Origin of the sequence: Streptomyces coffeae (assembly GCF_016741875.1) — a bacterium.
Taxonomy (GTDB): domain Bacteria; phylum Actinomycetota; class Actinomycetes; order Streptomycetales; family Streptomycetaceae; genus Streptomyces; species Streptomyces coffeae.
Genome location: NZ_JAERRF010000033.1, coordinates 61,163 through 85,487, shown reverse-complemented (window position 1 = coordinate 85,487; position 24,325 = coordinate 61,163). Strand labels below are relative to the sequence as shown.

20 protein-coding genes and 1 pseudogene are annotated in these 24,325 nt (G+C 69.1%); 12 read left to right on the top strand and 9 right to left on the bottom strand.

From position 1 onward, the window contains the following. Nucleotides 1-39: 39 nt before the first annotated feature. Nucleotides 40-441 (bottom strand): hypothetical protein, encoded by a 402-nt coding sequence (locus JK363_RS35485; protein ID WP_307821999.1) that lies wholly within the window; start codon nt 439-441, stop codon nt 40-42. A gap of 354 nt (nt 442-795) precedes the next feature. Here JK363_RS35485 and JK363_RS35480 point away from each other — a divergent pair. Together JK363_RS35480 and JK363_RS43190 are read left to right on the top strand one after the other, a co-directional pair. Then, nucleotides 796-1,742, top strand: a pseudogene (locus JK363_RS35480) (phosphotransferase family protein). Nucleotides 1,743-2,012: 270 nt separating this feature from the next. Then, on the top strand, nt 2,013-2,303 hold the full coding sequence (locus JK363_RS43190) for a DUF6087 family protein (RefSeq protein ID WP_236076356.1): 291 nt from the start codon (nt 2,013-2,015) through the stop codon (nt 2,301-2,303). A 405-nt stretch (nt 2,304-2,708) separates the two neighbouring features. Here the strand turns inward: JK363_RS43190 and JK363_RS35475 are convergent, their stop codons facing one another. The 5 genes from JK363_RS35475 to JK363_RS35450 form a co-directional block, all read right to left on the bottom strand. Beyond that, nucleotides 2,709-3,122 carry a hypothetical protein gene (locus JK363_RS35475; RefSeq protein ID WP_201881734.1) on the bottom strand — a complete coding sequence of 138 codons (414 nt, stop codon included), beginning with the start codon at nt 3,120-3,122 and terminating at the stop codon, nt 2,709-2,711. A 1,006-nt stretch (nt 3,123-4,128) separates the two neighbouring features. Beyond that, on the bottom strand, nt 4,129-6,210 hold the full coding sequence (locus tag JK363_RS35470; RefSeq protein ID WP_201881716.1) for a serine/threonine-protein kinase: 2,082 nt from the start codon (nt 6,208-6,210) through the stop codon (nt 4,129-4,131). 65 nt (nt 6,211-6,275) lie between these two features. Further along, a complete protein-coding gene (locus JK363_RS35465; RefSeq protein ID WP_201881714.1) occupies nt 6,276-8,693 on the bottom strand; it encodes a serine/threonine-protein kinase in 2,418 nt (805 codons plus the stop codon). Between the two features lie 48 nt (nt 8,694-8,741). Continuing rightward, nucleotides 8,742-9,869 carry a serine/threonine-protein kinase gene (locus tag JK363_RS35460; RefSeq protein WP_201881711.1) on the bottom strand — a complete coding sequence of 376 codons (1,128 nt, stop codon included), beginning with the start codon at nt 9,867-9,869 and terminating at the stop codon, nt 8,742-8,744. 546 nt (nt 9,870-10,415) lie between these two features. After that, entirely contained in the window at nt 10,416-11,198 is a 783-nt protein-coding gene (locus JK363_RS35450; protein ID WP_201881710.1) for a FadR/GntR family transcriptional regulator, read from the bottom strand. Between the two features lie 331 nt (nt 11,199-11,529). On the opposite strand from JK363_RS35450, the gene JK363_RS35445 reads away from it, so the two are divergent. From JK363_RS35445 to JK363_RS35420, 6 genes are all read left to right on the top strand, one after another. Beyond that, nucleotides 11,530-12,981: an aldehyde dehydrogenase family protein gene (locus JK363_RS35445; RefSeq protein ID WP_236076355.1), complete on the top strand. Its 1,452-nt coding sequence runs from the start codon at nt 11,530-11,532 to the stop codon at nt 12,979-12,981. Nucleotides 12,982-13,024: 43 nt separating this feature from the next. Next, the gene (locus JK363_RS35440) at nt 13,025-14,293 is read left to right on the top strand and encodes a D-arabinono-1,4-lactone oxidase (RefSeq protein WP_201881707.1); all 1,269 of its coding nucleotides are present in this window, start codon (nt 13,025-13,027) and stop codon (nt 14,291-14,293) included. A gap of 21 nt (nt 14,294-14,314) precedes the next feature. Then, entirely contained in the window at nt 14,315-15,916 is a 1,602-nt protein-coding gene (locus JK363_RS35435; RefSeq protein ID WP_201881697.1) for an APC family permease, read from the top strand. 207 nt (nt 15,917-16,123) lie between these two features. Continuing rightward, a complete protein-coding gene (locus JK363_RS35430) occupies nt 16,124-16,864 on the top strand; it encodes a cache domain-containing protein (protein ID WP_201881695.1) in 741 nt (246 codons plus the stop codon). A gap of 432 nt (nt 16,865-17,296) precedes the next feature. Continuing rightward, nucleotides 17,297-17,818: an HAD domain-containing protein gene (locus JK363_RS35425; RefSeq protein ID WP_201881732.1), complete on the top strand. Its 522-nt coding sequence runs from the start codon at nt 17,297-17,299 to the stop codon at nt 17,816-17,818. A 76-nt stretch (nt 17,819-17,894) separates the two neighbouring features. Beyond that, entirely contained in the window at nt 17,895-18,122 is a 228-nt protein-coding gene (locus JK363_RS35420) for a hypothetical protein (RefSeq protein WP_201881692.1), read from the top strand. A gap of 134 nt (nt 18,123-18,256) precedes the next feature. Here the strand turns inward: JK363_RS35420 and JK363_RS35415 are convergent, their stop codons facing one another. Beyond that, entirely contained in the window at nt 18,257-18,736 is a 480-nt protein-coding gene (locus JK363_RS35415) for a hypothetical protein (RefSeq protein ID WP_201881690.1), read from the bottom strand. After that, nucleotides 18,730-19,323 (bottom strand): TIGR03086 family metal-binding protein, encoded by a 594-nt coding sequence (locus JK363_RS35410; RefSeq protein ID WP_201881688.1) that lies wholly within the window; start codon nt 19,321-19,323, stop codon nt 18,730-18,732. The genes JK363_RS35415 and JK363_RS35410 overlap by 7 nt, the downstream gene beginning before the upstream one ends. Nucleotides 19,324-19,439: 116 nt before the next feature. Here JK363_RS35410 and pdxR point away from each other — a divergent pair, with 116 nt between their 5' ends. The 3 genes from pdxR to JK363_RS35395 all read left to right on the top strand — a co-directional run bounded on the left by pdxR (nt 19,440) and on the right by JK363_RS35395 (nt 22,709). Further along, on the top strand, nt 19,440-20,882 hold the full coding sequence (gene pdxR / locus JK363_RS35405; RefSeq protein ID WP_201881686.1) for a MocR-like pyridoxine biosynthesis transcription factor PdxR: 1,443 nt from the start codon (nt 19,440-19,442) through the stop codon (nt 20,880-20,882). Nucleotides 20,883-21,023: 141 nt separating this feature from the next. Continuing rightward, entirely contained in the window at nt 21,024-22,259 is a 1,236-nt protein-coding gene (locus JK363_RS35400; RefSeq protein WP_201881684.1) for an MFS transporter, read from the top strand. A gap of 129 nt (nt 22,260-22,388) precedes the next feature. Further along, nucleotides 22,389-22,709 (top strand): transposase, encoded by a 321-nt coding sequence (locus JK363_RS35395; RefSeq protein WP_307821998.1) that lies wholly within the window; start codon nt 22,389-22,391, stop codon nt 22,707-22,709. Between the two features lie 15 nt (nt 22,710-22,724). Here the strand turns inward: JK363_RS35395 and JK363_RS44005 are convergent, their stop codons facing one another. Then, on the bottom strand, nt 22,725-22,856 hold the full coding sequence (locus JK363_RS44005; protein ID WP_268981135.1) for a hypothetical protein: 132 nt from the start codon (nt 22,854-22,856) through the stop codon (nt 22,725-22,727). 778 nt (nt 22,857-23,634) lie between these two features. Between JK363_RS44005 and JK363_RS35390 the strand changes: the two genes are divergently transcribed. Next, a complete protein-coding gene (locus tag JK363_RS35390) occupies nt 23,635-23,895 on the top strand; it encodes a hypothetical protein (RefSeq protein WP_201881680.1) in 261 nt (86 codons plus the stop codon). The last annotated feature ends 430 nt before the right edge of the window (nt 23,896-24,325 follow it).

Sequence of the window (24,325 nt, the reverse complement as noted above, 5' to 3'; positions counted from 1 at the left end):
AGGATGGCGGGTCGTGATCCGGGGCGAGGACGCCTGGGCTCAGGCGATGGTGAGCAGCCCGTCGACAAGGTACGCCGCCAGCGGACCGGTCATCCGGTGCCGTACCGGCGGATGCAGGTCCAGCCCGTTGGCGCAGGTGGCGAGGTAGCCGACCTCATCGGAGGCCATGGAGTCGAGGTCGCCGAGCAGTTCGACCGCGCGCGGGACCACCCGGGAGAGGGAGTCCTGCACGCAGTACCGGACGTACGGCGAGTCGGCGAGCGTCGACTCGTCCGGGCCGCCGTCGTCGATCCGGCGAGCGACGCCCTCCGCGGTCGACATCGCGCCCTCGGCCTCCATCAGCAGCTGGACCCGCGCGCACCAGGGCGACCGCCTGCTCTGGATCGCGCCGCCACCGCGCGGCGACCTCGTCGCCGGCGCTCTGATAGGGCTCTTTGACATTCCCCACCCCTCGCTATGGGTGCGGACAGACCTGCTCGCCCAACTTCCCCACCACCTGCACGCTGACTTGCGGACGGGCGCCGCAAGGGAGGGGCGATTCCTTACGGGGTCGAGTGGGAGCCGGTAGGACGGATCGAACGGGAGCCATTTGTCATCTTGTGACCGGCTGTCAGGACGGCACCGTGTCCATGATCGACATTTACAAAAATGAGCCGCCCCTTTCAGATGATCTCTCCAGGTTCGCGCATGTCGGAGCGGGTGCCTCGTGCCGGTGGAGTTTCTGACTGAGCAGCACGGCCATCGCCTCCAATAAAACTTTCGCGCGCGCCGCCGTCCGGATGATGAGGTGGCACGGTGACCAACCACGATGAGGCGGCGGCTGTCCGACCGTTGACACTGGCTTGGGTGAGCCGGCACCTGAAGGCCGGCGAACGGATCGTCAGCACCGAGGCGTTGCACGGCGGCATCACTGCCGATATGCGGAGGCTGACCATCGGCACGCGGGACGGAGGCACCCGTGACCTGGTGCTGCGGACCTTCGTCAACGTGGAGCACGCCGAGGACTGCCTGAACCGGGAGGCTGGCGCCCTGACCCTGCTCACGGGGACCGGCGTGCCAGCTCCTGGACTGGTCGCGGTTGATCCGACCGCCGCGCATTGCGAGTATCCGTCGCTCCTGATGACACATTTGGCGGGCCGGACGGTCCTCGACGATGAGGGATTGGAGACGCGCGTCCCTCTGCTGGCCCGTCAACTCGTGGCGATCCACGCGTTGCGACCCGCCGAGCGGCCCCGGGAGTATGTGGCGTGGACGACCGCCGACACCGTCGTGACTCCGAAGGGCGCCGACGCGGCGGCATGGGCCGCGGCGATCGACGTGATCCGCAAGCCCGCGCCGCCCTATGAAGGGCGATTCCTGCACCGGGACTTCCAACCCGGCAACGTGCTGTTCGACGTGTCGCCCCCAGGGCCGGCAGGTGCTCGGATCACCGGCGTTGTCGACTGGGCGGCTACCTCCTGGGGCCCGGCGGATCTCGATGTGGCGCACTGCTCCACCAATCTCGCGCTGCTGCGGCGTGGGGTCTGCGGTTCGCTGAGGCGTATGAGGAGGCCGGCGGGGTGCTGGCCGCGGCCGCGAGCGAGCGGCTGTACTGGCGGGTGCGGGACGGGCTGGCGTTCTCGGAGGAAGTGCAGTTGGTGTCGCAGCCATGGCGGGAGGCAGGGAGGACAGAGCTGACGACGCGAGCCGTGGAGGAGCGGCTGGATGCCTATGTCACCGCCCTGATGGACGCGCTGGGCTGAGCCAAGGCGGTCCCGGGGCGCGGCCCCAGCCTCATCGTTCACCGCTCAACCAAGTGGGGAATCGAGCAGACCCTGGGGAATTTCGGGCATCCCCATCAGCCCGGGCGGCCGACCACTGGGAAGAGCTCGTCGGCCCTTTCGCCTGACCCGCTGGCGGCCCTCGAGCTCCCCCGGTCAGCCCCGGAAGCCTCCCCGCTCCCGGGGCTGACGCGTGCACGCCGCGTGGCCGTAGCCGCTTTCGGGCCGTTGGCGGTCTGAGACCATCGGGCCATGGGCCAGCACTCCCGTCCCGGACCGCCGAACCAGCCCTCCCGCGCAAGCCGCGCCTGGACCCCCGATGATCCGCTCGCGCCGTACCACAAGCGGCGCCGCCCGCCTGTGCACCAGCATCGCCGTCACCGCCCTCTCCACGGTGGCGGCAGCCACGTCCTCCCCGGCCAACCGCGGGTCCTGGAGGAACGGGACGGGTTCTCGTATACGCCCGTCGGCACGGCCCCGGACCTCGCAGCAGCCCGGCGGTGGATGCACGAGTCGGTCTCTGGAGCGGAACCAGAGGGCTGACAGCAAGGGGGCAGGGCTCCCCGGCCGGTGGTGTCTGCCGCTGGAAACGGCCCCTACTACGACGGGCGGTGCAAGATCACCGTATCGGCGCCCAAAACCATCAAGGTCAACAGCCGCACGTTCGGATTCGACAAGAACCCCGGCGCGCATCCCGCGCCGGGGTTCGACGCTCCCGGCTCCCAGCCGATATCCATGGCCGACGTCGGAAGTCACCCCTGGCGCCCTCCTCGTGCCCACCGCACCAGGCAACTGCCGACCGGTCGACGCGCATGGCGGTGACAGGCGCTGACGAGACACATTCGACCGAGCCCGACCGGCCCTGGGAAACGCTGGGCATCCTCCGGCACGGACATGGTTCTGCCAGCCGCGGTGTCCAACACCCGCCCACGGCAGCGTGCCCGTGTCTCAGTTCCGTGGCATTTCTTCAGTACCGGCATCAGCAGCCATCTGCTTCGCCCACTCGCGCTGGGTCACGGTGTGCTCCATGCGGCTGACGATGTCCTTCTTGGACGCCGCGTCCAGGGTCTCCGGGATCTTGCCAAAGGTGTCGGGAAGGATGTCGAGCAGACCGCGGATCTGTTCGCCGGTGCTGACGGTCAGCAGTAGCTGACACCTACACTGTGGCGACACTTCGGGGCGGTGCCTGAGGCGGTGCACGAGTGTAGGGAACAGGTAGTGCGTCGCCTGTGCGGCAAGGTGTTCTCGGAGCCAGTCGACCGGGAGCCGCCGGCTGAAGCCGCGTCCTGCGGCCTCCTGTTGAAGGGCGAGGAGTTGGTCGGTGTCGACGGCTCGGACGGTACGGGGAAGGGTTGGGGTCATGTCGCGATGATGGCAGGCACGGGTCTTGGTCCCTGTTCCGCCGGAATATGGGTCAGGACGGTCGAGAAGCTGACGGGCCGCGGTGACGATGGCATCCAGCTGCTCTTGGCGAGGGGGCAGCGTCTCGCCGGCATCGTCGACCAGCTCTTGTGCGACGCGGACGAATGTCTGGAGCCCGGTGGGCTGATCGAGTTCGCATGCCACCTGCTGCCAGATCAGGTTGGCACCGCAAACCGGGTCAAGGCTCCCCTCAACGATTCGATCGGCCCACCGGCGCGCCATAGTCCAGCGTGCTGCCGCAAGGTTCTCAGGTGTGAGCGGAAGGAGTCCGACCTCGTCCAGCGAGCTATCGAATAGCTCACGGGCCTCGTTGTGTTCGTTGCGGCCGAGGCCTGCCAAGATCCGAAGAGATGGAGAGTCGACACCGGCGAGGAGTGCGTCCAAGGCAGCCTGGATGAACTGCGCTGGGCCGGTCTGAGGCCACTCGCAGGCGACGTCGGCGGCCAGCATTCGCAGCTGACCCACTGATGCGGCTGTCGGCATCGGTTGCTCACTCATGTGGCCCTCGTCCCCGAGGGCTCCTCGCGCTCCTGCTGCACAAGGTCACTGACACTCAGCCGACTCTGAGACTGTGAGGCAAAAACTGAGACCTTACAGCCGGGAAGGTTCATGACGAAGGAGGACATCAAAGCGTGCTCTCCTTGCCAGCGGAGGTAGACCGGCGACCGTGGCCTGCTGCCTGAGACGGTGTTGGCCGTGCCCCGTACACCGGCCACGATCTACCTTACGACAGACACGCACGCCGTCGTAGAAGGAAAGATGGGATGCCTCGCCGACTCACTCACGGAGACGACGTCAACGAACTCGTGGAGACCGCCACTGCCCAACTCCTTTCCCACAGTCCCCTGTGCGCGGGACCTGCTGCGCCGGGGTCTCGTTGCCCGGCGCAGCAGGTGCAGGGGGACAGGGTGCTACCTGTTGCTTCTCGAAGCAGACGGTGCCTCGCTCAGACGACCGGCATCGCGGTCAGGTTCTGGTCCCGCAGCGTGAACACGCGGTTGCCCGCCCCTGCCATCGACCAGCCACCCTTTTTGTCTTTTCCCTTCTCGTGGCGCGTCCACAGCGGTTCCCCGGTGTCCTTGCGAAAAGCCTTGATGCCTTCAAAGCGTTGGGTGGACGAGACCCAGACGGTATTGCCCGAGACCACGGGCTTTCCGTGGACGGGGTTCTCCAGCTCCTGCACCCACTTCTCGGAGCCGTCCCTGGCACTGTGGCATCGCAGTTCGTTGTTGGCGACCAGATAGAGGCGATCGCCGTCGACCGCTCCCACGGACAGGCCACTGTTGGTCGAGGCAGGCGTGGACCACTTGCGGTCGCCGTCGCCGAGCCGGAAGGAGCGCAGCGACTGACCGCCGAGATAGACCGTCTGTCCGGTGATGTACGGCGCCCGCGCGTTGCCCGACTTTCTGGGCACCTTCCATACCGTGCGACCGTCCGCCGCGTCCAAGGCGACGGCTCCGTACTCTCCCGCCGTCAGCACCAGGCGGTCTCCACCCGCGGCGGCTTCGATGTCATCGGCGTCGAAGTCGAACGGGATGCGCTTGCGCCACAGCATCCTCGCGCCGCGCTTCGTGAGGCGGAGGGCCACAACGTTGCCGGGGTCCCCCGTTGACCAATTGCTGGAGAGGTCGTCGAAGTAGTAGACGTCCTCGTGCACCGCCATGGAGCTCACGATGCCCACCTCGTACTCCCATAGCTTGTGCCCGGTCCTGGGTGAGATGCCGTAGAGGACGTCTGAGCTGGTGGCCAGGATGAGGTCGAGCGAGGGCGAGTAGAACGCCTCCCAGACATTCTTCGCGGTCCACTTCCGCTTCCCGGTGGTGACCTCGTAGGCGAACAGGTCCGGCGCCTCGGCCTCCAGGATGACCAGGTCCCGGATCGTGAGCATCCTGCTGCCGTCCGCCGGGGTCTTCTTGGGGCCCCAGAGCGGGTCGGGTGCCTTTCCCTTTTCGTAGTCGTCGTCGCCGAGTGGGTCCGCGTCCCAGGGGTGCTCGCGCGGCGGGGCCGCGTCGTCGCGCAGCATCCACCAGGCACCGCCTCCGCCCGCCGCCAGTACGGCGCCGCCCGCGGTCAGTCCGGTGATGAAGCGTCTCCGGGACGGGCCGTCGGTCACCGGCGTACTCGAACGGGTATCAAGGTCGGGGAAGGCCGCCAACCGACGCGCCCACTCCTCCAACTGGTCTATCTCCGCGGCCACCGGGTGCTGCTTCCACAGCTTGCCCGCGCCGCGCGGGGGAGCCATGGCCGCGACGATCTGCGCGGGGAGGGGACGCAACGCGGCGTCCTTTGCCAGGCATGGCTCAATGAGCTGCCGCAGCCCGGAAGGGACCGCGGCCAGCCGCGGCTCCCCGTGCACCACCTCGTACTGCACGGCGGCAACATGCTGTCCCTGGTAAGCCGGTGCCCCGGTCGACGCGTGGACCAGCACCGCGCCAAGTGCAAAGACATCGCCAGGCGGGCCCGTGCGCTGACCGAGCGCCTGCTCGGGCGCCCCGTATCCCGGGGTGACGGGTATCTCTCCGGTAGCGGTCAGGGTCAGCCCGTGCTCGGGCCGTGCGATACCGAAGTCGATCACGCGCGGTCCTGCCGACGTCAGCACGATGTTGGACGGCTTGAGGTCGCGGTGCACCAGCCCCGCCGCGTGGATGTCGCCCAGCGTCCGGGCGAGCGCCGCACCCAGCGCCCGTACATACGGTTCCTGGAGCGGGCCGTAGCGCTGCACCACCGTGTCGAGCGTCGGCCCGGCCAGGAACTCGGTGGCGATGAAAGGCCGTCCGCCCTCGGTCTGCACGGTCACGACCCGCGCCACGCCCTTGCTCCTTACGGCCTGGGCGGTCTCCGCCTCCCGCAGAAAGCGTTGCAACATCTGTGGATCGCGGGCGAGTTCGGCCCGCAGCACCTTGACGGCGGCCGTGCGGCCGGAGCTGTCGCGTCCGAGGTAGACCTTCCCCATACCGCCTTCCCCGAGCACCCCGATAAGGCGGTAGGGGCCGCTGCGGAGGGGATCACCGTGGCCAAGGGGCTTCATCTGCTGCTTCTCCTGCTCTCGGCGCCGAGTGGTCTTTGACGTATGCCGGTCTGCTCCTGATGGGATCACTCCAGAGGGATGGCGTAGGTGCCCTCAAGGGTCGAGCCGACGATCCGGCCCGAGTCCTCGTCCAGGACAAAGCGTGTGCCGGCGCCTTCAGGGCTGCTCAGTGTGAAGGTCCACTCCGAGCGATGCGTGGTGCGGCTGACCGCATCAAGGTGCGTACGGCCCCTCTCCTCGGTCAGCACGACGTAGACGTACTTCTCACCGATCAGCGGCACGCAGCCCATGGAGGGGCGGCGGCCACGTTCGGGCCGCCCCTTCTGCCGCCACAACAGCCGCCCGCTCAAGGCGTCCAACGCGATGAGGCCGCGCTCGCTCTCCATCGCGTACACCACACCCTCACGCAGAGCCGGGGGCCCGAACAGGGCCCGCGGGACGCCGTTGAAGTCCTCGCCCTCCTGGGCACCGCGGGAGCCGGAGTAGGCCCACAGCCTCCTCCCGTCGGAGAGACGGTGTGCGACCACCTGCCGGGAACTGAAGTAGAGGCGCTTGCTGTCGGTGGGCATGGACACCAGCGGGGAACCGGAATCGTTGTGCACGCCCAACGCGACCCGCGCGCCTTCCCACAGCTCATCCCCCGTCCGGGCGCCCCTGGCAAGGGTCACCAAGCCAGCACGCTCGTCGGCGCTTTCGCTGTCGTGGACACGGGTCAGCAGCAGCCGACTTCCGCTGCACGTCGCCGAATAGCCACTGACTTGGAAGTACCTGCTCCCGAACCGGTAGTCCGTGAGGGGCTTGCGCCACAGCTCCCTGCCCGCTCGCAGATCGAACGCCACGACGTTCCAGCCCTTGGTTGCCTCATCCTGGAACGCGGCATTGGTCTTGCGTGTCCGCGCCGCGAGATAGAGCACGTTCCCGACGGTGCGGAGCGGCTGGGCGGTGGGTTGGGGGTCATCGTATCCGCCGCTGATGTCCTTGCCATCGAAGTCGGGGAGCGTACCGAAAGTCTTCTGCACGCGGCCCGACCCGGCATCGAGTGCGCAGACAGCCAGCCCCCTGCCCCTGCCCCCGTCCTTCCCCTTTCCCTTGCCTTTCCCGTTGCCTTTCCCCCACAGCTCACCGGGCTCCGGGAGGATCGCGTAGATCCGCTGCCCGTCGGTGCTGATCTGCTTCGCATGGATCTTCGCGTTGCCCCAGCGCCGCGCGCCGCCCTTGGCATCGAAGGCCACCAGACCCGTCCGGTCCATGCTCAGGATCAGGCCACCCACCGCGATGGGCGGCAGCTCGTACTTTTCGTTGAGGCTCAGGGTCGCCGCCTTCCACACAGCCTTCGGTGCCCCGCCCGGCCCGCGCGACGGCGTGGCGACGGGGCCCGGCTCTCCGCCGACCCTGGACCAGGCCCAGGCGCCCCCGGCCACGGCCGCCGCGACACCCAGCGCGGAACCGCCCGCCATCGCCAGCACCCTGCGCCGTGACGAGCGCTTCGGCCCGTACCGCGGCCACGGCGAGCCCACGGCCGCGGCAGAGCCCGCACCGCGGTGATCCGCGACCGCGTCCGGCGGCGGAGACTCACGCTGCGGCACGATCTGCCATACGGTGCTGGCGCGCCACGCGATCTGGGCCAGGACCCGGTCCGGCAGACGGTCGACGAACTCGCCGTCGTCACCCAGCTGGGCATGCAGCTCCGCCGTACCCGGGCGGTGGCCCGGATCCTTGAGCAGGCACCGCTCCAGCACCGGCCGCAGAGCCTCCGGTACGGCGGTGAGGTCCGGCTGCCCGTACCGCACCCGGTAGAGCAGGTCGGCCGCCTGCCCGCCGCCGAACGGCCCGTGCCCCGTCAGCGCGAAGACCAGCACCCCCGCGAGAGCGAACACATCGCCGGCCGGGCCGTGCTCGCCGCCCGTCGCCTGCTCGGGTGACATGTAGGCGGGCGTTCCGGCCGTGGCGCCCACGCGCGTCAGCCGATCGTCACCGATCGCGCGCGCGATGCCGAAGTCGACGACCTTGGGGCCTTCGACCGTGAGCAGGACATTGGACGGCTTGAGGTCACGGTGGACGACGTCCGAGCTGTGCAACTGCCCCAGCGCCTCGCACAGAGCGGCACCCACTGCCCGTGCGGACTGCTCGGGCAGCGGCCCGCACCGCTCGACGGCCTCGTCCAGCGGCGGGCCGAGCAGATACTCGGTGGCCAGCCACGGCGTCGGCGCGAGCGGATCGGCGTCCACGACCTCGGCCCCGTGCCGTCCCCCGATGACACGCGCCGCGTCCGTCTCCAGCCGGAAGCGCGTGCGGAATTCGGGGTCCGTGGCAAGCCGCGCGTGCATGCTCTTGACCGCCACGGTACGACCGGCCCCGTCCCGGGCCAGATAGACATTGCCCATGCCGCCGCCACCGATCCTCACGATCAGGCGGTACGGGCCGAGCATGTACGGATCGTCGTAGGCGAGCGGAAAGCCCAGGCGTGCGGGCGAAGAAAGCATCTGGCCAAGTCCACGGTGTAGAGGCGGTGGTGACAGGGGGAACGGCGGTTACGGCCCCGGGGAGGCTTCCAGGCGCAAGGCCGGCGCCCCGGGGCCCGGGAGGGCACTGGGCGCTGGGGGGACTGTGCCAGGCGCCCACGACGCTCCGCCCTCGCTCCTCACGCTGACGGCATCAGCTGCCTGCGCCGCTCCGGCCGCGCTCACCGCGCCCTTCGGCCCCGCAGGTCCCGAAGGGCCCAGCGCGCCCAGCGCCCCAGCGGACTGCCGGGCCAGCGCGGCGATCAACCGTCCCGGCAGCCAGCCGGGCCCGAGAGCCTCAGCGCCGCCGTCCAGCACCGTGGCCGGTGCCGAAACCGGCACGGACGGGTGAGGAACCGGCGGGACCGGTCCGGCGAAACCGGCGCGCAACTCATCCCGTACGACCGCGGCGCGCGGCCGGTCCACCGGGTCGGCAGCCAGACAGCAGCCGACCAAATCGCGTAGTTCCTCGGGCAGTTGCGACGTATCCGGTTGCAGGCACCCGGTCGCCGCGTACGACAACACGGCACCGAGCCCGAACACATCGCCGGGTGGACGCGGCCGTCCACCGGCACGCTGCTCCGGCGGAAGCACTTCCGGCGGCAGACCGGGCACGGCCGCACGCTCCTCTCCCTCTGGGGCAAGCGTCCGTACGCATCCGAACCCGATCAACCTCGGTCTGTCCCAGGCCATCAGCACGGTGCCGGGCGTCACACCGGCGTACGCAAAGCTCTGCTCGTGCAGCGCGGCGAGGGCCTCGGCCAGCGCCAGGCCGAGCGCACGCACCGTACGCTCGTCAAGGCCCGTACCGTGCGCGGCCAGTGCTCCGGACAGCGGCAGCGCGGGCACGTAAGGCGAGACGTACCACGGTAGTTGGCCATCCCCGCCCCCGGAGATCTCTACGATCTGCTCCAAGGCGGGGCTGTGGCTCCAAAGGCGCCGGGCCGTCTCGGCCTCTGCCGCGAACCGCCGTCCGCACGTGCTGTCCGGGGCGAACTCTGACCGGGGCAGAGTCAGGAGGACCGTGTGGTCGCCGCCCGGCGTGCGCGCGATAAAGCGCCGTGCCGGTGCCAGAAACTCGCTGTCTGCCGCATCGATCCGGCCGACAGTGCGATAGACGCCGAGTTGTACCGGGTCGTCCTGCCGCAGCGGCTCCATGCGCTCCCCCATGATGTGGCCAGTAGGAAAATCCTAGCCGTCTGCGTAAGCCTGGGCAGTGAGGGGCCTCGTGCACACCAGCGACGGGGGGGTGCCCCACAGCAAGACAGCACCGTGCGCTGCTCTGGACGAAGAAGTCCCCGCCCACCGGCTGACCGGCGGCTCCGACCCGTCCGTGATCCGGCGGTGAGCAGGTCGGGGTTGGCACCCCGCGCGCGAGCGGACTTGGCGGCACTGTCCCACGTGCCGGGCCTGAGGCAGGCGTGCCACACGGGCGTCTCGGGACGATTCAGCTCCGCTCACAGAGGACCCGAAGATCACGGCGCGGATCCTCGCCAAGGACCCGGTGACCGGAATCGCCACCCGCATCCTGCGCTACAAGCCGGGTGCCGACTCCACCCCTCTGGGCGTGCAGAAGCACGACTTCTGGGAGGAGGTCTACATCCTGCAAGGCTCCTTCACGGCACTGGGAAAGACCTTCAGTGCCGGGGAGTACGCCTGCCGCGCGCCGGGCACGACGCATTTCGGAACAGCACAGGCAGCAAGTCAGGTCGGCTTCGGCGCCGAAAGAAGCAGTTCCAAATGCCCGTCGATCACTGTCTCGGTGTCGCGCTCGCAGTGCGTGATGGCCAGGTCCTGCGCGCGGGCGACATCCCCCGCGGCGATGGCATCGACGATCTCCGCGTGCTCCCGCGCCGCCGTCACGGCCCGCGGTTCATGTCCGGGCGGCACCCACAGGAGCGGGGTCAACTCCCCCTGGATCTGCACGGTGGAGGCGACCAGGCGCCGCGACTGGGCGGCCACCCCGAGGCCGATGTGGAAGCGGCTGTCATTGCGGCGCAGCGCGTCGACGCTGTCGGCCAGGCGGAACTCCTCGCACAGGCCGCGCAGCCGCTGCACATCCTCGTCGTCGGCCCGCAGTGCGGCGAGCCGGGCCGACGCGGTGGCCACCGCTGAGCAGAAGTCGCCCAGGTCGCGCAGCTCTTCGGTGCTCTTGTCGCGCAGTCGCCGCCGGGCCTCGTCGACGGGTACGGCCACGGTGCCGCACACGATGCTGCCGCCGCCCCGGCCACGACGGGTCGCGATGAGACCTCGGGAGCGCAAAGAAGCCAGGGCTTGGCGCAGCGTGATGGTGGACACCCCGAGCTGGGTCGCCAGATCCGCCTCCGAAGGCAGCCGTTCGCCGTCGTTGAGCAGGCCGATCGTGATCGCGGTCTCCAGCTGGTGCGTCACCTGCTCCGCCAGCGCCCTGCCGTCCGGCTCGCTGGGCGCGAGGAGGCCGATGTATCCGGCAGTGACCGTGCCCGCGTCTTCGGTCCCTTGTGTCACTCCTCAAGGTTAGGCGACGGGGCCTGGGGCTGAGGGGTTCGTACCCGCTGGGGCGGTGCGGTCACCGGCGCCGGGATCTCATCCGTGCACAGCAGGGCCTTGGTGCATGGCAGGGCCTTGACGGTAGCGCCACCCCTAGCCAAACTCTTTAAAAGCAACTAATAAATGTTTTCCCCCTGCGGAGCCAACCGCGCCGCCGCTTGTCCGGCGGTCAACGACCGCTTTCCGCCCCCATGGGCGGCTCCCCCAGCAGCGACAGCTCGGAGTAAATGACATGCCCCAATCAGCGCCACCCGTCCGTCGAACCATCCGCCGCAGTGACGATCCCGCCATGACCGAACCCGGCGAACTGCCCCCGTTCGGGCACTTCATCGACGGGAGGTTCCACCCCGGCAGCTCCGACCGTGCCATGAACGTCATCAATCCCAGCGACGGAGAACCCTTCGCGAGGGTGGTGGAGGGAACGGCCGAGGACGTCGACCATGCCGTCACGGCGGCCACGGCCGCGAAGTGCTCCTGGCGGGCCAAGACCCCCAAGCAACGGTCGGAGATCTTGCACCGGATCGCGGACCGGATCGAGGAGCACGCCGAACCGCTCGCCCGGCTGGAGTCGGCCAACACCGGCAAGCCGCTGCTCGTCTCCCGTGATGACGTCGCGCAGGCTGTCGACACCTTCCGCTTCATGGCGGGCGCGGCACGGGCGCTGACCCAGGCTCCGGCCGGTGAATACGTCGACCAGCACCTGTCCGTGATGCTGCGAGAGCCGCTCGGCGTGGTCGGAGTGATCACGCCATGGAACTATCCCCTGCTCATGGCCGTGTGGAAGATCGCCCCGATTCTCGCGGCCGGCAACACCTGCGTACTCAAGCCGTCCGAGCAGACCCCGCTCACGACACTGAGACTGGCCGAGCTCTGCGCCGACCTGGTGCCGAGCGGCGTGCTGAACATCGTCACCGGCGACGGACCCGTGGTCGGCCAGCGGCTGGCGGATCATCCACGCATCGACATGGTGGCTCTGACCGGAAGCGTCGGCGCGGGCCGGTCGATCGCCCGCACCGCGGCCACCTCCCTCAAGCGGGTACATCTCGAGCTCGGGGGCAAGGCTCCGGTGCTTGTCTTCCCGGACGCCGACCTCGCCGCTGCGGCAGCCGCCCTGCGCACGGCCGGGTTCTGGAACTCCGGCCAGGAATGCGGCGCCGCCTGCCGTGTGCTGGTCCACGCGTCCGTGGCCGCCGAGTTCACCGAGCGCCTGGTCCACGAGGCCGGCACCCTGGTCATCGGCGACCCCGCCGCCGGTGATGACATCGAGATCGGCCCCCTGGTCTCCCGGACCCACTTCGAGCGCGTCAGCCGCTATCTCGACAATGCCCGCACCGAGGGCGTTGTCGCTGCGCTGGGCGGCGCACCCGACGACGGACGCGGCTATTTCGTGCCCCCCACCGTCCTTGCCCACGTCCCCGCGGGCGCCGAATGCACCCGGGAGGAGATCTTCGGCCCAGTCGTCACGGTCGAGACCTTCCGCGACGAGGACGAAGCCGTCCTCCGCGCCAACGAGACCCCCTACGGTCTGTCGGCCTCCATATGGACCGATGACGCCCGCCGCGCCCTGACGATTCCCGGTCGGCTCGATTTCGGCACCGTCTGGGTCAACAGCCATCTCGTCCTGGCCAGCGAGGTGCCCTGGGCCGGTTTCAAGGCCTCCGGCTACGGCCGTGACTTGTCCGTCTACGCGCTGGACGACTACTCCCGCACCAAGCATCTCATGCACCACCGCGGCCGCTGACCGCCGCTCGGCCCGCCCGCCCTCAGATCCCGTGGAGGTCACCGTGCCCACCTCGCGTTACGCCACCCCGCCGATTCCGTTCGCCACCGAGAAACGATGGACCAACTGGGGCGGCAACCAGTCGTGTTCGCCCGCCTTCACCGTCCGGCCGCGCAACGAACAAGAAGTCCTCGACGTCGTGCGCTTCGCGATCCGGGAGGGCCTGCCCGTGCGGGCCGCCGGCGCGGGCCACTCCTTCACACCGATCGTGCAGACCGGCGGTGTCCTCATCGACACCGAAGCGCTCACCGGGGTCACCGGTGTGGACACCGAAACCCACCGAGTCCGCATGCTCGGCGGAACCCGTCTCACCGATCTGGGCGACGTCCTGTGGGACAAGGGTCTGTCGCTCGCCAACCAGGGAGACATCGACAAGCAGGCGATCGCCGGCGCCGTCGCCACCGGTACCCACGGCTCGGGCATCCGGCTGGGAAGCCTCTCCTCCACCGTGCGCTGGGTCAGACTCGTCACCGGTCATGGCGAGATCGTCGAGATCGGCGAGGACAACCTGCGCGAACTGCACGCCGCTCAGGTGGCCATCGGCACCCTCGGTGTCATCGTCGAGCTCGAACTACAGGCCGTGCCGCGCTACCACCTCGCCGAGCAGATCACCTATCCGAGCTGGCAGGAGACGGTGTCCGGCTGGCAGGAGAACATCGCCAATCACCGCCACTACTCGTTCATCTGGTGCCCGCACAACGAGTCCGCCGCCCTCTACGAGCTGCCCACACCGGCGGACACGTCCATGGTGGACCGCTGCTACACCAAGCGCTACCAGGCCATCCAGCTCTCGGAGCCCGACCAGATCGTCACCGCCGAGGGCGCCCGCCGAGACCGCGCCTACCGCGTCTACGCCGGCGGATTCATGATCCCCTTCCATGAGATGGAGTACTACGTCCCCGCCGAGAAGGGCCAGGACGCGGTCACGGCCGTACGCGACCTCCTGCTCCACCAGCACACCGACCAGCGGTACCCGCTCGAGGTGCGCTGGGTGAAGGGCGACGAGGGCTTCATCTCCCCCTTCTACCGCCGTGACACCACCGTCCTGTCGGTCTCCGGAGCCCCAGGCACCGATTACTGGCCCTACCTGCGGGACATGGACGCCCTCCTGGAGGACTTCGATGCCCGGCCCCACTGGGGAAAGATCCACTTCCTGACGCCGGACCGGGTCCGCCGCATCTACCCGGAGTACGACGCCTTCGTCAGTGTGCGCCGCAGGTACGACCCCAACGGTGTGTTCCTCAATGACAGCCTCCGCCGGCTCTTCGGCTGACCTCTCGGACAGGAGAACACCATGAGCTCCCACCGCAGGCCGGACGGCGACGGCGTCGCCGAATTCGGATACGCCCCCAGCCTCGACCGCAGCATCGGCAAGTTCGCCAGCTTCGCCGCCGGCGTCAGCTACATCTCCATCCTCACCGGTGTCTTCCAGCTCTTCTACTTCGGCTTCGGCACCGGTGGACCCGCCTACGCCTGGTCCTGGCCCCTCGTCTTCGTCGGCCAGGTCATGGTCGCTCTGTGTTTCGCCGAGCTGGCCAGCCGCTACCCGGTCGCCGGATCAGTCTACAACTGGGCCAAGAAGCTCTCCACCCCCACCACCTCCTGGCTGGCGGGATGGCTTCTGCTCATCTCCTCCATCTGCACCGTCGGCGCGGTCGCCCTCGCCTATCAGATCACCCTCCCCCAGATCTGGCACGGCTTCCAGTTCGTCGGCGACGGCACCGGCACCTACGATTTCTCCGTCAACGGCGTCATCCTCGCCGGGCTGCTTGTCGTCTTCACCACGCTCGTCAACGCCTTCGGTGTCAAGCTCACCGCCATCGTCAACAGCATCGGTGTCTTCGTCGAACTCATCGCCGCCGTCCTGCTCGTCATCGCGCTCGCCCTGCACATCACCCGCGGGCCCGGCGTCCTCCTGGACACCCACGGCCTCGGAGAAGGCCGGCACCTCGGCTACGCCGGGGCCTTCCTGGTCTCATCGCTCGCCTCCGCGTTCGTGATGTACGGCTTCGACACCGCCAGTTCCCTGGGAGAGGAGACGGTCGACCCCAAGCGCACCGCTCCGCGCGCCATCATCCGGGCCGTGACTGCCTCCTTCGTCCTGGGCGGCCTGCTGCTGTTGTTCGGCATCCTCGCCGCACCCGACCTCGGGGATCCCAAACTGGGCTCCCCCGACGGCGGTCTGCAGTACATCGTCCTGTCCCTCCTCGGGGGCCCACTCGGCAAGGCGTTCCTCATCTGCATCGTGGTGGCGATCACCGTGTGCACCCTCGCCATCCAGGCCGCCGCCATCCGGACCCTTTTCGCCATGGCCCGCGACAACAACCTGCCCTTCAGCTCCTGGCTCGGGCGAGTCCATCCCGTCCGCAAGACACCCACCAACGCGGCCGTCACCATTGGTGTCCTCGCGATCGCCACGCTTGTGGTGAACGTCAAGGAACCCGCGATCTTCACGATCCTCACCAGCATCGGCATCGTCCTGATCTACGCCTCCTACCTCCTGGTCACCGCGCCCATGCTGCGCCACAGGCTGCGTGGGGGTGAGCCGGTCAGCGACCCGGCCAAGGGTGAGTACTCCCTCGGCCGCTGGGGCGTGATCGTCAATGTCGTCGCGGTCCTCTGGGGCGCCGCGATGATCGTCAATCTGATCTGGCCCCGCGCCGTGGTCTACAACTCCACCGCCCCCTACCACTGGTACCTGCGCTGGGGCGGAGTGCTGTTCGTCGGCGGCATCACCCTGATCGGCCTGCTGATGTACCGGCTCAGGCTCCGTCACCGCACCGGTGTCCTGCCCGAACACGCCCTGACCGGGGCGGCGGAACCCGCCCACGCCGACACCCCCGTCGCCGGGTCCGCCACGACCCAGCCTGTCGGGGCCGACGGCTCCGCTTCGTAGGCCGAACGCTCCACACCGTCACCGGGGCGGCAGGACATCCTGCCGCCCCCCGGCAGTAGGCTAATCTCCGTGTGTGGCGTGGCCCACTCGCAGCACACCGGTCCCAGCGTCACACCGGTCCCAGCGTCCCGACCACCCCGATGACACAGGTGCCGCGCGAGGGCAGCCACCAGCACGCACTGGTCTTCTGCCTCTTGGAGAGCGTCCATGAGCCACGACGAACGAGACTCTCTTCTGTCGCGCACGGCCGAGATGCTCGCCGGCCACATCGATGCCGCCTTCGCCGACGTCGACGCCGTACGCCGTCGCGTCATCGAGATCGCCACCGAAGCGTCGGAACAGCGGCGCTCTCTGGACCGCACCATGCTGGCGGGCATCCGACCTCTGCTCCTTGACCTGCTCGCACACGAGGGCACGCTCTTCGAAAGCCTCGGCGTGGCCGTCTCGGGCGACTGCCTCGGTGACACCTCGCGGTGGCTGGAGTGGTGGCGCCGCGACGGACGCAACAAGGCGCAGTTCATCTCGCACGCCCTCAACCCGGACTCCGTCGGCTTCTACGACTACCAGTCGCGCGAGTGGTTCCGCCTGCCGGTCACGACCCGCCGGCCCTGCGCCGTCGGCCCTTACGTCGATGCCGGCGGCATCGAGGTGTGCACTGTCACGCTCGCCATCCCCATCGACCTCCCTTCGGGCTCCATCAGTGTCGCGGGCGGCGATCTCTCCATCGCGGCCGTGGAAGCTCTCCTCCTCGGGACCCTGGGCACCCGTGCCCACAAGGTGGTGCTCCTCGGCGCCAACGGCAGAGTCATCACCTCCAACACCGCTCGCCATGTCACCGGCTCCCGCCTGCGCACGGGAGAAGCGCAGGCCGTCCCCGACCGGATCGTCGTCATCCCCTCCGCCGACCCCCACCGGCTGCCCTGGCAACTGCTCGCGATGCCCGGCTGAACCACGGGGCTTTCTGGGGCCATGACGGAAGGGTCTGGGGGCCGGAACGATGCCCCTGCCCCGAACCGAGGGGGGACCGCTGACGAGGGAGGGACCGAAGGGGCGGGCCGCGACGGCCGCGATGACCGGCACCGCGCCGCCACCCCGGTGATGCTTGATGGACAGGCCCTCCGGGGTACCCGGTGTCGTCGGCGGCAAGAGGCCGGTTCTACGAGCGGGCCAGCGCGGAGCAGACCAACATCGTGCGATGGTCTTCGAACATGAAGTAGTCGACGACGGCCCGGTTTCCGTCCGGGGCCCGGTGGATGTTCGCGGGAAATAGCAGCTCTGGAGATCGTGTGATCTCGTCCGGGCCAGCAGGCGGCACCGCTGGCTGAAGGGCCCTTGGTCATCGAGGCGGCCCTTCTTGGGATCTGTCGCTATCGTGCTGCGGTGCCTGGCTCTGCGCAGCGTCCGCTGCTGTTCCTCGATGTCGACGGACCGCTGATCCCCTTCGGTGCGGCGCCCCAGCCGTATCCGACTTACCCGACAGGCACTGAACCGCTGGATGCTCCTGCGAATCCGCTCCTGACCAGGATCAATCCCGAGCATGGGCCCCGGCTGGCGGCGCTTCCGTGCGAGGTCGTCTGGGCCACGACATGGATGGCTGACGCGAACGAGTGCATCGCGCCCCGTATTGGTCTGCCGCCGCTGGCAGTGGTGATCTGGCCGGAGCCGACCGACGTCGATGCCCAGGACGAACGCGACGGACTGCACTGGAAGACCCGCGCTCTTGTCGAATGGGCGGCGGGGCGACCATTCGCCTGGGTCGACGACGAGGTCACCGACACTGATCGGGCCTGGGTCGCTTCCCATCATCCGGCAGACGCCCTGCTCCACCGGGTCGATCCCCGCCACGGTCTGACGGATGGAGACTATGCGGCTCTTGACTCCTGGCTGGGACAGTTGCCTTGACACTCAGCGGGCACAGCGAGGTCAGGTCCGGTCCGGTCGCGAGGAGCATCCCGCTGGCCGCCCGAGGGTGTGCTGGATGCTTCTCGTAGTCGACATGGCCGGTGATCTCGCCCTCCAGCGCGGACTCCAGCACTCGCTTGGTCAGCTGCGGGCCCCGCTACGGGCCCGGTCGACCAGCATCGCGACGAGTTGTTCGTCCGACTCGGCCGACGGCATCACACCACCGGCCGGCTCCGCGACGGACTCGTGCTCGATCGCCGTCTCTCACTTGGCGTCTCTCCTTGATCAGCAGATCCGCCGTTGATGAGACACACCCCGGCCTCGACCTCCCACAAGCCATCCGGAACAATCCATCCCCACCTTCTACTCCCCACACCCAGCACAACTGCCAACTCACCACGTAGGACATGCTCTTCATCCTGAGCCAAGAAACCGTTGTCAGCCGCGCTGCCGTGCCGCCCCCCGCGCGGCACGGCAACGATCGTCCGACATCAGCCATGTCTCCGCCTCTCGCCGGATCCGGGCCGCGTCAAAGCGCTCGTACTCCCAGATCGCCGACCTGCTCGTGCCCCTCCCCCGGTACTCATCCATGATCGCGACATGCTCCGGCAGGCGTACGAACTCCGCCAGGGCCCGCCGCCCGGCCCACACCGAGACCGATCCGCAGCGCCGGGCCAAGGGCACGGCCCATAGCCACATGCCGACCGCGCCGTCGAGATCCCGCCAATGGCGCCGCAGCGCGAAGCCGCGCCGGGCGATGCCGGGCAGGTCCCGGTAACTGTCGCTGGTGAAGTCGGTGACGCTGACGATCAGTGGACCGTCACGGCTCTCGCGCACGCGACTGTTGACGCCCTGGGCCGCTGCGCCGTCGCCGGGGAAGTCACCGGCCGGGCCTTGGCGCCAACGGCTCCTCAGCATGGCCCCGGCATCCAGGACGGATCGCGGCCGAGCAGCGCGAGCAGCCGGTGGCCGGGTGGGGCGTCGTCGGGGACGGCGTTGCGCCGACGGAACGCGGCGCCGGGTCCGCGGCCCTCGTCCGGGACCAGGCCGGCGATGCGCAGCGCGGCGGTGGTGAGTTCGTCGGAGGGCTCCCAGGGGGCGCCGATCGTCACCGCGACGTCCCAGGCATGCACCACGTAGTCGATCAGGTGGAAGCCGATCGCGATCCGCCCGGGAACACCGAAGCCCTCGCCCACCTCCGGCAGCGCGAACCGGCGCTCCAGCACGTCGTCTTCCGCGAACGCCGTGGTGACCTCGTCCGCCGACGCCTCGTACGCTCCGGCCGGGTCGTTGCCGATGTCGCCGTCGCGCCATACCGACCACGGCTCGCCCATGCCGCGGGCGGAGGCGGCGAACCCCTCGTTCTGGCTGATCAGATGGCGGAGCAGGCCGTACATGGTCCAGTCCGCGCAAGGCGTCGCCAGCCTCATGTGGTCGGTCTTCACCCGGGAAACCACCGCCCCGGTGAGCGACAGTGCCTGGCGGTCGAGCCGTTGTATGTCCATGACCGGAGCGTAAGATCACACAGCGGCTCAGTTCCAGAGCCAATAAGCTGCCGAATGATTGATCCAATTGCCGGGCCGAAAGCCATCAACAGCCGAGCAGAAAGCCGGGAGCCACGATGGACGTGCACGTCAGGCTCGACGGGCGCCGCGACCTGTCCGGCCAGATCTACCGCCAGCTGCGCACCGCGATCCACGACGGGCTGCTGCGCCACGGCGATCCGCTGCCCCCGACCCGGGAGCTGGCACACCGCCTCGCGGTGGCCCGCAACACCGTCGGCGTCGCCTACGAACGGCTCGTCGCCGAGGGCTACGCGGACAGCCGGGTCGGCTCCGGGACTTACGTGCGAACGACGGACCTGCCCACGCAGGACGCCGCGACCACCACCGACTCCACCGGCTCGGGACTGCGCCCGCGCGCCATGTGGGCGAGCCTGTCCCCATGGGCTGGCCCGCAGGCAGCGGGGCCGACCACAGCGGCATACGACTTCCGGGCGGGCCTGCCGGATGCCCGGCTCTTCCCGTACGACGTCTGGCGTCCCCTGGTTGCCCGGGAACTGCGCCTCTCAGCGGCCGGGGCGGTCGGATACGGCGATCCGGCCGGCCATGCCGGGCTGCGGGTCGCGCTCGCCCGGCACATCGGGCTCTCCCGCGCGGTCCGGACCGGCCCGGGCGACGTGCTGGTGACCAACGGTACGCAGCAAGCCCTCGACCTCATCGGTCGGGTGCTGCTCGAACCGGGCGACCGGGTGGCCGTCGAAGAGCCCGGCTACCCGCCGGCCCGGCTGCTGTTCCGGTCGCAGGGTGCCGAGGTCACGGGCGTACCGGTGGACGCTGAGGGCCTGCTGGTGGACGCCATCCCGCCGGACACCCGCGCCGTGTATGTCACTCCCGCCCACCAGTTTCCGCTCGGCATGCCGATGTCCCTGCGGCGCAGAACGGCGCTGCTGAAGTGGGCACAGCGGCACGGGGCGGCGGTGATCGAGGACGACTACGACAGCGAATTCCGGTTCGGCGGACGGCCGGTTGAGACCCTGCAGAGCCTCGACCGGGCCGGACACGTCATCTACGTAGGGTCGTTCTCGAAGGTGATGCTGCCCTCCCTGCGCATCGGCTTCCTGGTGGCGCCGGCCCCGCTGCGTACGGCCCTCCGCAGCGCCAAGTACACCGCCGACTGGCATACACCGGTCCCGACGCAGGCGGCGCTCGCCCGCTTCATCGACGACGGGCTGCTCGCCCGGCACATCCGCCGGATGCGGCACACGTACGCGACCCGGCACGAGACCATCACCCGTGCGCTCACCGGCCAGTTCGCGGACCTTGCCGAGCTGGTGCCGTCCGCCGCGGGTCTGCACGTGACCGCGGTCACCCGGGGCGGCCTCGCCGATCCCGAAGCCCTCGCGGACCGCGCCGACCGGGCCCGGGCGTCCGGCTTGGCGGTCCACACCCTTGCGGAGATCACCAGGAAACGCTCCGCGCGCCCAGGCTTCGTCTTCGGCTACGGCTCGATCAGCGCCCCGGACATCGAGCCGGGCCTGCACCGCCTGATGCGGCCGTCCTAGCCAGGGCCCGTCTTCAAACGCGCGTACGTGCTGAGCTTGTCGAACATATTCCGTTGACCGAGGGACCTCCGAGGCAGGAAAGTGTCGCCCTGGTCGGGATCAACGGTATACGTGGGACGGTGTGCGGTGGCTGGCTCGGACATGGCCCGTGACCTGCAAGTCAAGAAGACCTCGTCTGATCCGCCGCTGTGGACAGCAGACTTCCGGCTGTTCTTCACCGCCCGCACCACGTCTCTGCTGGGCGACGCGATGCTCCCCGTCACGATCACGGCCGCCGTGATCCGGGCGGGATACGGGACGAGTGGGGTGGGCTACGCGCTGGCCGCGCTCGTAGCGCCGTTCGCAGCCCTGATCATCTTTGGCGGGGTGCTGTCCGACCGCTTCGGCGCCCGGCGGCTGATGGTCGTCTCGGACACAGCCCGGCTGTGCTTTCAGGCGGTGCTCGCGCTGCTGTTCCTGCTAGGTACGCCGCAGCTGTGGCAGATCCTGGTGCTGCTGGCCCTGGTCGGGGCCGGTAGCGCAATCTTCCAGCCGGGAGTCGCCAGCATCACCCCACGCATAGCCCAGGACGTACTGAAGGCGAACGCCACCCTCCGCATCTCGGAGTCCGTTACGGCCGTGATTGGCCCGTCGCTCGCCGGCCTGCTGCTGGTGGTTTCCTCACCGGCAACGGTGGTCGCCCTCGACGCCTTGACCTATGGAGTCAGCGGCGCCTGCCTACTCCTGCTCCGCTCGGTCCCGATGGGCCCGGCCGGGCGGGGCGGCGTATCGTCGTTCCGGGCCGATCTCGTCGAGGGTTGGCGGGAGTTCCGGGCCAGGACCTGGCTGTGGAGTGTCATCATCGTCTTCATGCTCTGGCAGCTGGCTGGCGCCGGCCCCACCATGACCCTCGGCAACAGTACGCTGGTCACCGAGTACGGAGCATCGACGTTCGGCTTGGTCATGTCGTCCCTCGGGGCGGGAAGTGTGCTGGGCGGGATTGTCGCGATCAGGCTCCGCCCGCGGTATCCGCTCCGGGCTGGCGCCCTCTCCATGATCCTGTGGGCGCTCATGCCGTTAGGGGTCGCTCTCGGCCTTCCCACACCGCTCATCGCCGGGTGCTACGGGGTGAGCGGCGTGGGCATGGCGTTCTGGATCGTCATGTTCCACACGAGCGTGCAGACGCACATCCCGCAGGACGTCCTCGGCAGGGTGCACGCGTACGACGCGGCCGGCTCGCTGGTGATGAAGCCAGTCGGGCAGGCGGCGGCGGGGCCGCTCGCGGTTGTCGCGGGGACGGTGCCGCTGCTGTGCGTGTCCGCGTCCATGGCGCTCGTCGCCTGCACCCTGCTGCTGGCAATCCCGGCCGTGCGCGGCCTGAAGCGCGTAGAGCGTTAGCCAGGGTCCGCCTCCAAGGATCATCGGGTGGTGGATCATGGTGGCGTGATACGCCGCCATGAACTCACCGACCAAGAGTGGGAGTTACTCGCTCCGCTCATACCGCGGGCCGCGACTGGCTGACCACGCGTGTCGGACCGGCAGGTCATCCATGGGATGGTCTACAAGATCCGGACCGGGATCTCCTGGCGTGACCTGCCGGAACGCCACGGGCCATGGAAGACGGTCTACACCCGCTTCCGCCGCTATGCCCTGGACGGCGTGTTCACCCGAGCTCTCCAGCAGATCCAGGCCCGCGCGGACGCAGCCGGCGACATCGACTGGCTGGTCCAGATCGACTCCACCATCGTCCGCGCCCACCAGCACGCCGCCGCCACCGGACGAAAAGGGGGATCCATAGGCAGGACGAACCGGACGATCACGCCCTCCGCCGATCCCGGGGAGGACTGACGCGCCCGCTGGCTGTCAGCCGTGCAGTACAACGGGGAGGGTGGTCAGCCGGCTGCCTTGCAGGCCACCGATGCTGGTCTGCTGAAGCTCGGTGAAGGGGACAGTGAGGCGGGCGTGAGGGAAGTCGGTGCGCAGCACCGTGACCACTGCGCGCAGTTCGAGGTGCGCGACCCTGCATGTCCTCTATGGCGAGAAGGCGACCGACACGACGCTGCCGCGCCGACAGCCGTGGTCCCGGCTCTGCATCGACGACCCGGGCAGCCGGCGGCTAGGCGGCGAGGCGCTCGAAAACCAGTGGAACAGCGCCCCTGTGCGCCACTACCGTGCTGCCGAACCCAAGTCATCTCGTCAAGGACGTGCCGTTGTACACCCTGTGAGACCTCCCGAGCGCTGAATCGTCGCGCGTCGCGCCTGTGCGCCGCGCTCCCTTTGCTGCGGACTTCTCACTGAAACCGGTGTACTTCTGTGCTCAAAAACTGGGTGGTCGTGCCCACCTGCCTGCCGCTCGTTCTCCGCCGTTGCCTCCACACCCGGCTACCGCAACGTGCGGTGGCCGGGCTCCTCGAGCAGGTGCAGCTACCTGCGCCCGTCTTCGGGGACAGGATCCGCCCTTGGGACAGGCAGGAGCCGCCCCGGCACGGCCCCGGTGGTATCCCTCTCAGGCTCAGGAACGCGTGCACTCCAGCCCCAGGGTCGACTAGGTGCCGGAGGCGGCAGTCTCGACCGCGCCGCCGTCGCGTGTGAATGCCGCGGGGCCCGGACGGCCGTCCGGGCCCCGCCAGTGGACGGTCAACGGCCGTGGGGCCAACGGAACCTCGGCACTGCGCTTGCCCAAAATGGCATCCGCCCTCCGGAACCGAACGCCACAGCTGCCCGAACGGGCGCTCTCGCGAGGCTGGCGCTCACCGCGGCACGATGATCGACCGTGCTGCTGCGACTGGCCTACTTGGGCGTGACGCATACGTTCGCCATGCTGCGCCTGCTACCAATGAGCGACCGCCATACAACTGTCGAGATACTCGCCTTGCGCCACCCGATCACGGTGCTGGAACACCAACTCGGCAAGGAACGGGGGCGATTCGCCCCGAGCGACCGGGCACTTCTGGCAGCGCTGCTGCACCGGCTCCCCATGGACGTGCTCCGAAGAGTGCGACTGCTGGTGCGTCCTGATCGCCCCATACGATGAGCGTCTGGATGGTGATGCGGTGCAGCCGCTTGTGCAGGCCGCGGTCCGGTATGGGCCAGCACAGCTTGCCGGTGACGCCGAGGATCCACACCATGGCGGCCTGCGCGCTGGCCCGTGCGTCGGGGTCCTCGGGCAGGGCGAGCACGGCCTCGGCTGCCTCGCCTCGAACTCCTCGATGGACACCCCGTCCACCCCCGGCGCTCCCTGATTGCCCTCACTTTGATCCACGCATCCCACACCCCCACTTGGAGATGTCGAACGGCTTGCCAGATGCTTTCAGCTGGTCCATCGGGCTCCTCCCAGAGCTCTGGTCGACCGAACGAAACAGCCACGAGCGACCCGGCCCCTTCGCTCCACCCCCGTTACATGTTGGCAATCGTCTCCTTGAGGTTGACGATCTTCTTGCGGAGGCGGGCTTCGACGTCCGGGG

Bases quoted from the DNA above. Each gene is read 5' to 3' on its own strand.
- JK363_RS35485 (WP_307821999.1), bottom strand. From the start codon at position 441: ATGTCAAAGAGCCCTATCAGAGCGCCGGCGACGAGGTCGCCGCGCGGT.
- JK363_RS43190 (WP_236076356.1), top strand. From the start codon at position 2,013: ATGGGCCAGCACTCCCGTCCCGGACCGCCGAACCAGCCCTCCCGCGCA.
- JK363_RS35475 (WP_201881734.1), bottom strand. From the start codon at position 3,122: ATGACCCCAACCCTTCCCCGTACCGTCCGAGCCGTCGACACCGACCAA.
- JK363_RS35470 (WP_201881716.1), bottom strand. From the start codon at position 6,210: ATGAAGCCCCTTGGCCACGGTGATCCCCTCCGCAGCGGCCCCTACCGC.
- JK363_RS35465 (WP_201881714.1), bottom strand. From the start codon at position 8,693: ATGCTTTCTTCGCCCGCACGCCTGGGCTTTCCGCTCGCCTACGACGAT.
- JK363_RS35460 (WP_201881711.1), bottom strand. From the start codon at position 9,869: ATGGAGCCGCTGCGGCAGGACGACCCGGTACAACTCGGCGTCTATCGC.
- JK363_RS35445 (WP_236076355.1), top strand. From the start codon at position 11,530: ATGACCGAACCCGGCGAACTGCCCCCGTTCGGGCACTTCATCGACGGG.
- JK363_RS35435 (WP_201881697.1), top strand. From the start codon at position 14,315: ATGAGCTCCCACCGCAGGCCGGACGGCGACGGCGTCGCCGAATTCGGA.
- JK363_RS35430 (WP_201881695.1), top strand. From the start codon at position 16,124: ATGAGCCACGACGAACGAGACTCTCTTCTGTCGCGCACGGCCGAGATG.
- JK363_RS35420 (WP_201881692.1), top strand. From the start codon at position 17,895: ATGCTTCTCGTAGTCGACATGGCCGGTGATCTCGCCCTCCAGCGCGGA.
- JK363_RS35415 (WP_201881690.1), bottom strand. From the start codon at position 18,736: ATGCTGAGGAGCCGTTGGCGCCAAGGCCCGGCCGGTGACTTCCCCGGC.
- JK363_RS35410 (WP_201881688.1), bottom strand. From the start codon at position 19,323: ATGGACATACAACGGCTCGACCGCCAGGCACTGTCGCTCACCGGGGCG.
- pdxR (WP_201881686.1), top strand. From the start codon at position 19,440: ATGGACGTGCACGTCAGGCTCGACGGGCGCCGCGACCTGTCCGGCCAG.
- JK363_RS35400 (WP_201881684.1), top strand. From the start codon at position 21,024: ATGGCCCGTGACCTGCAAGTCAAGAAGACCTCGTCTGATCCGCCGCTG.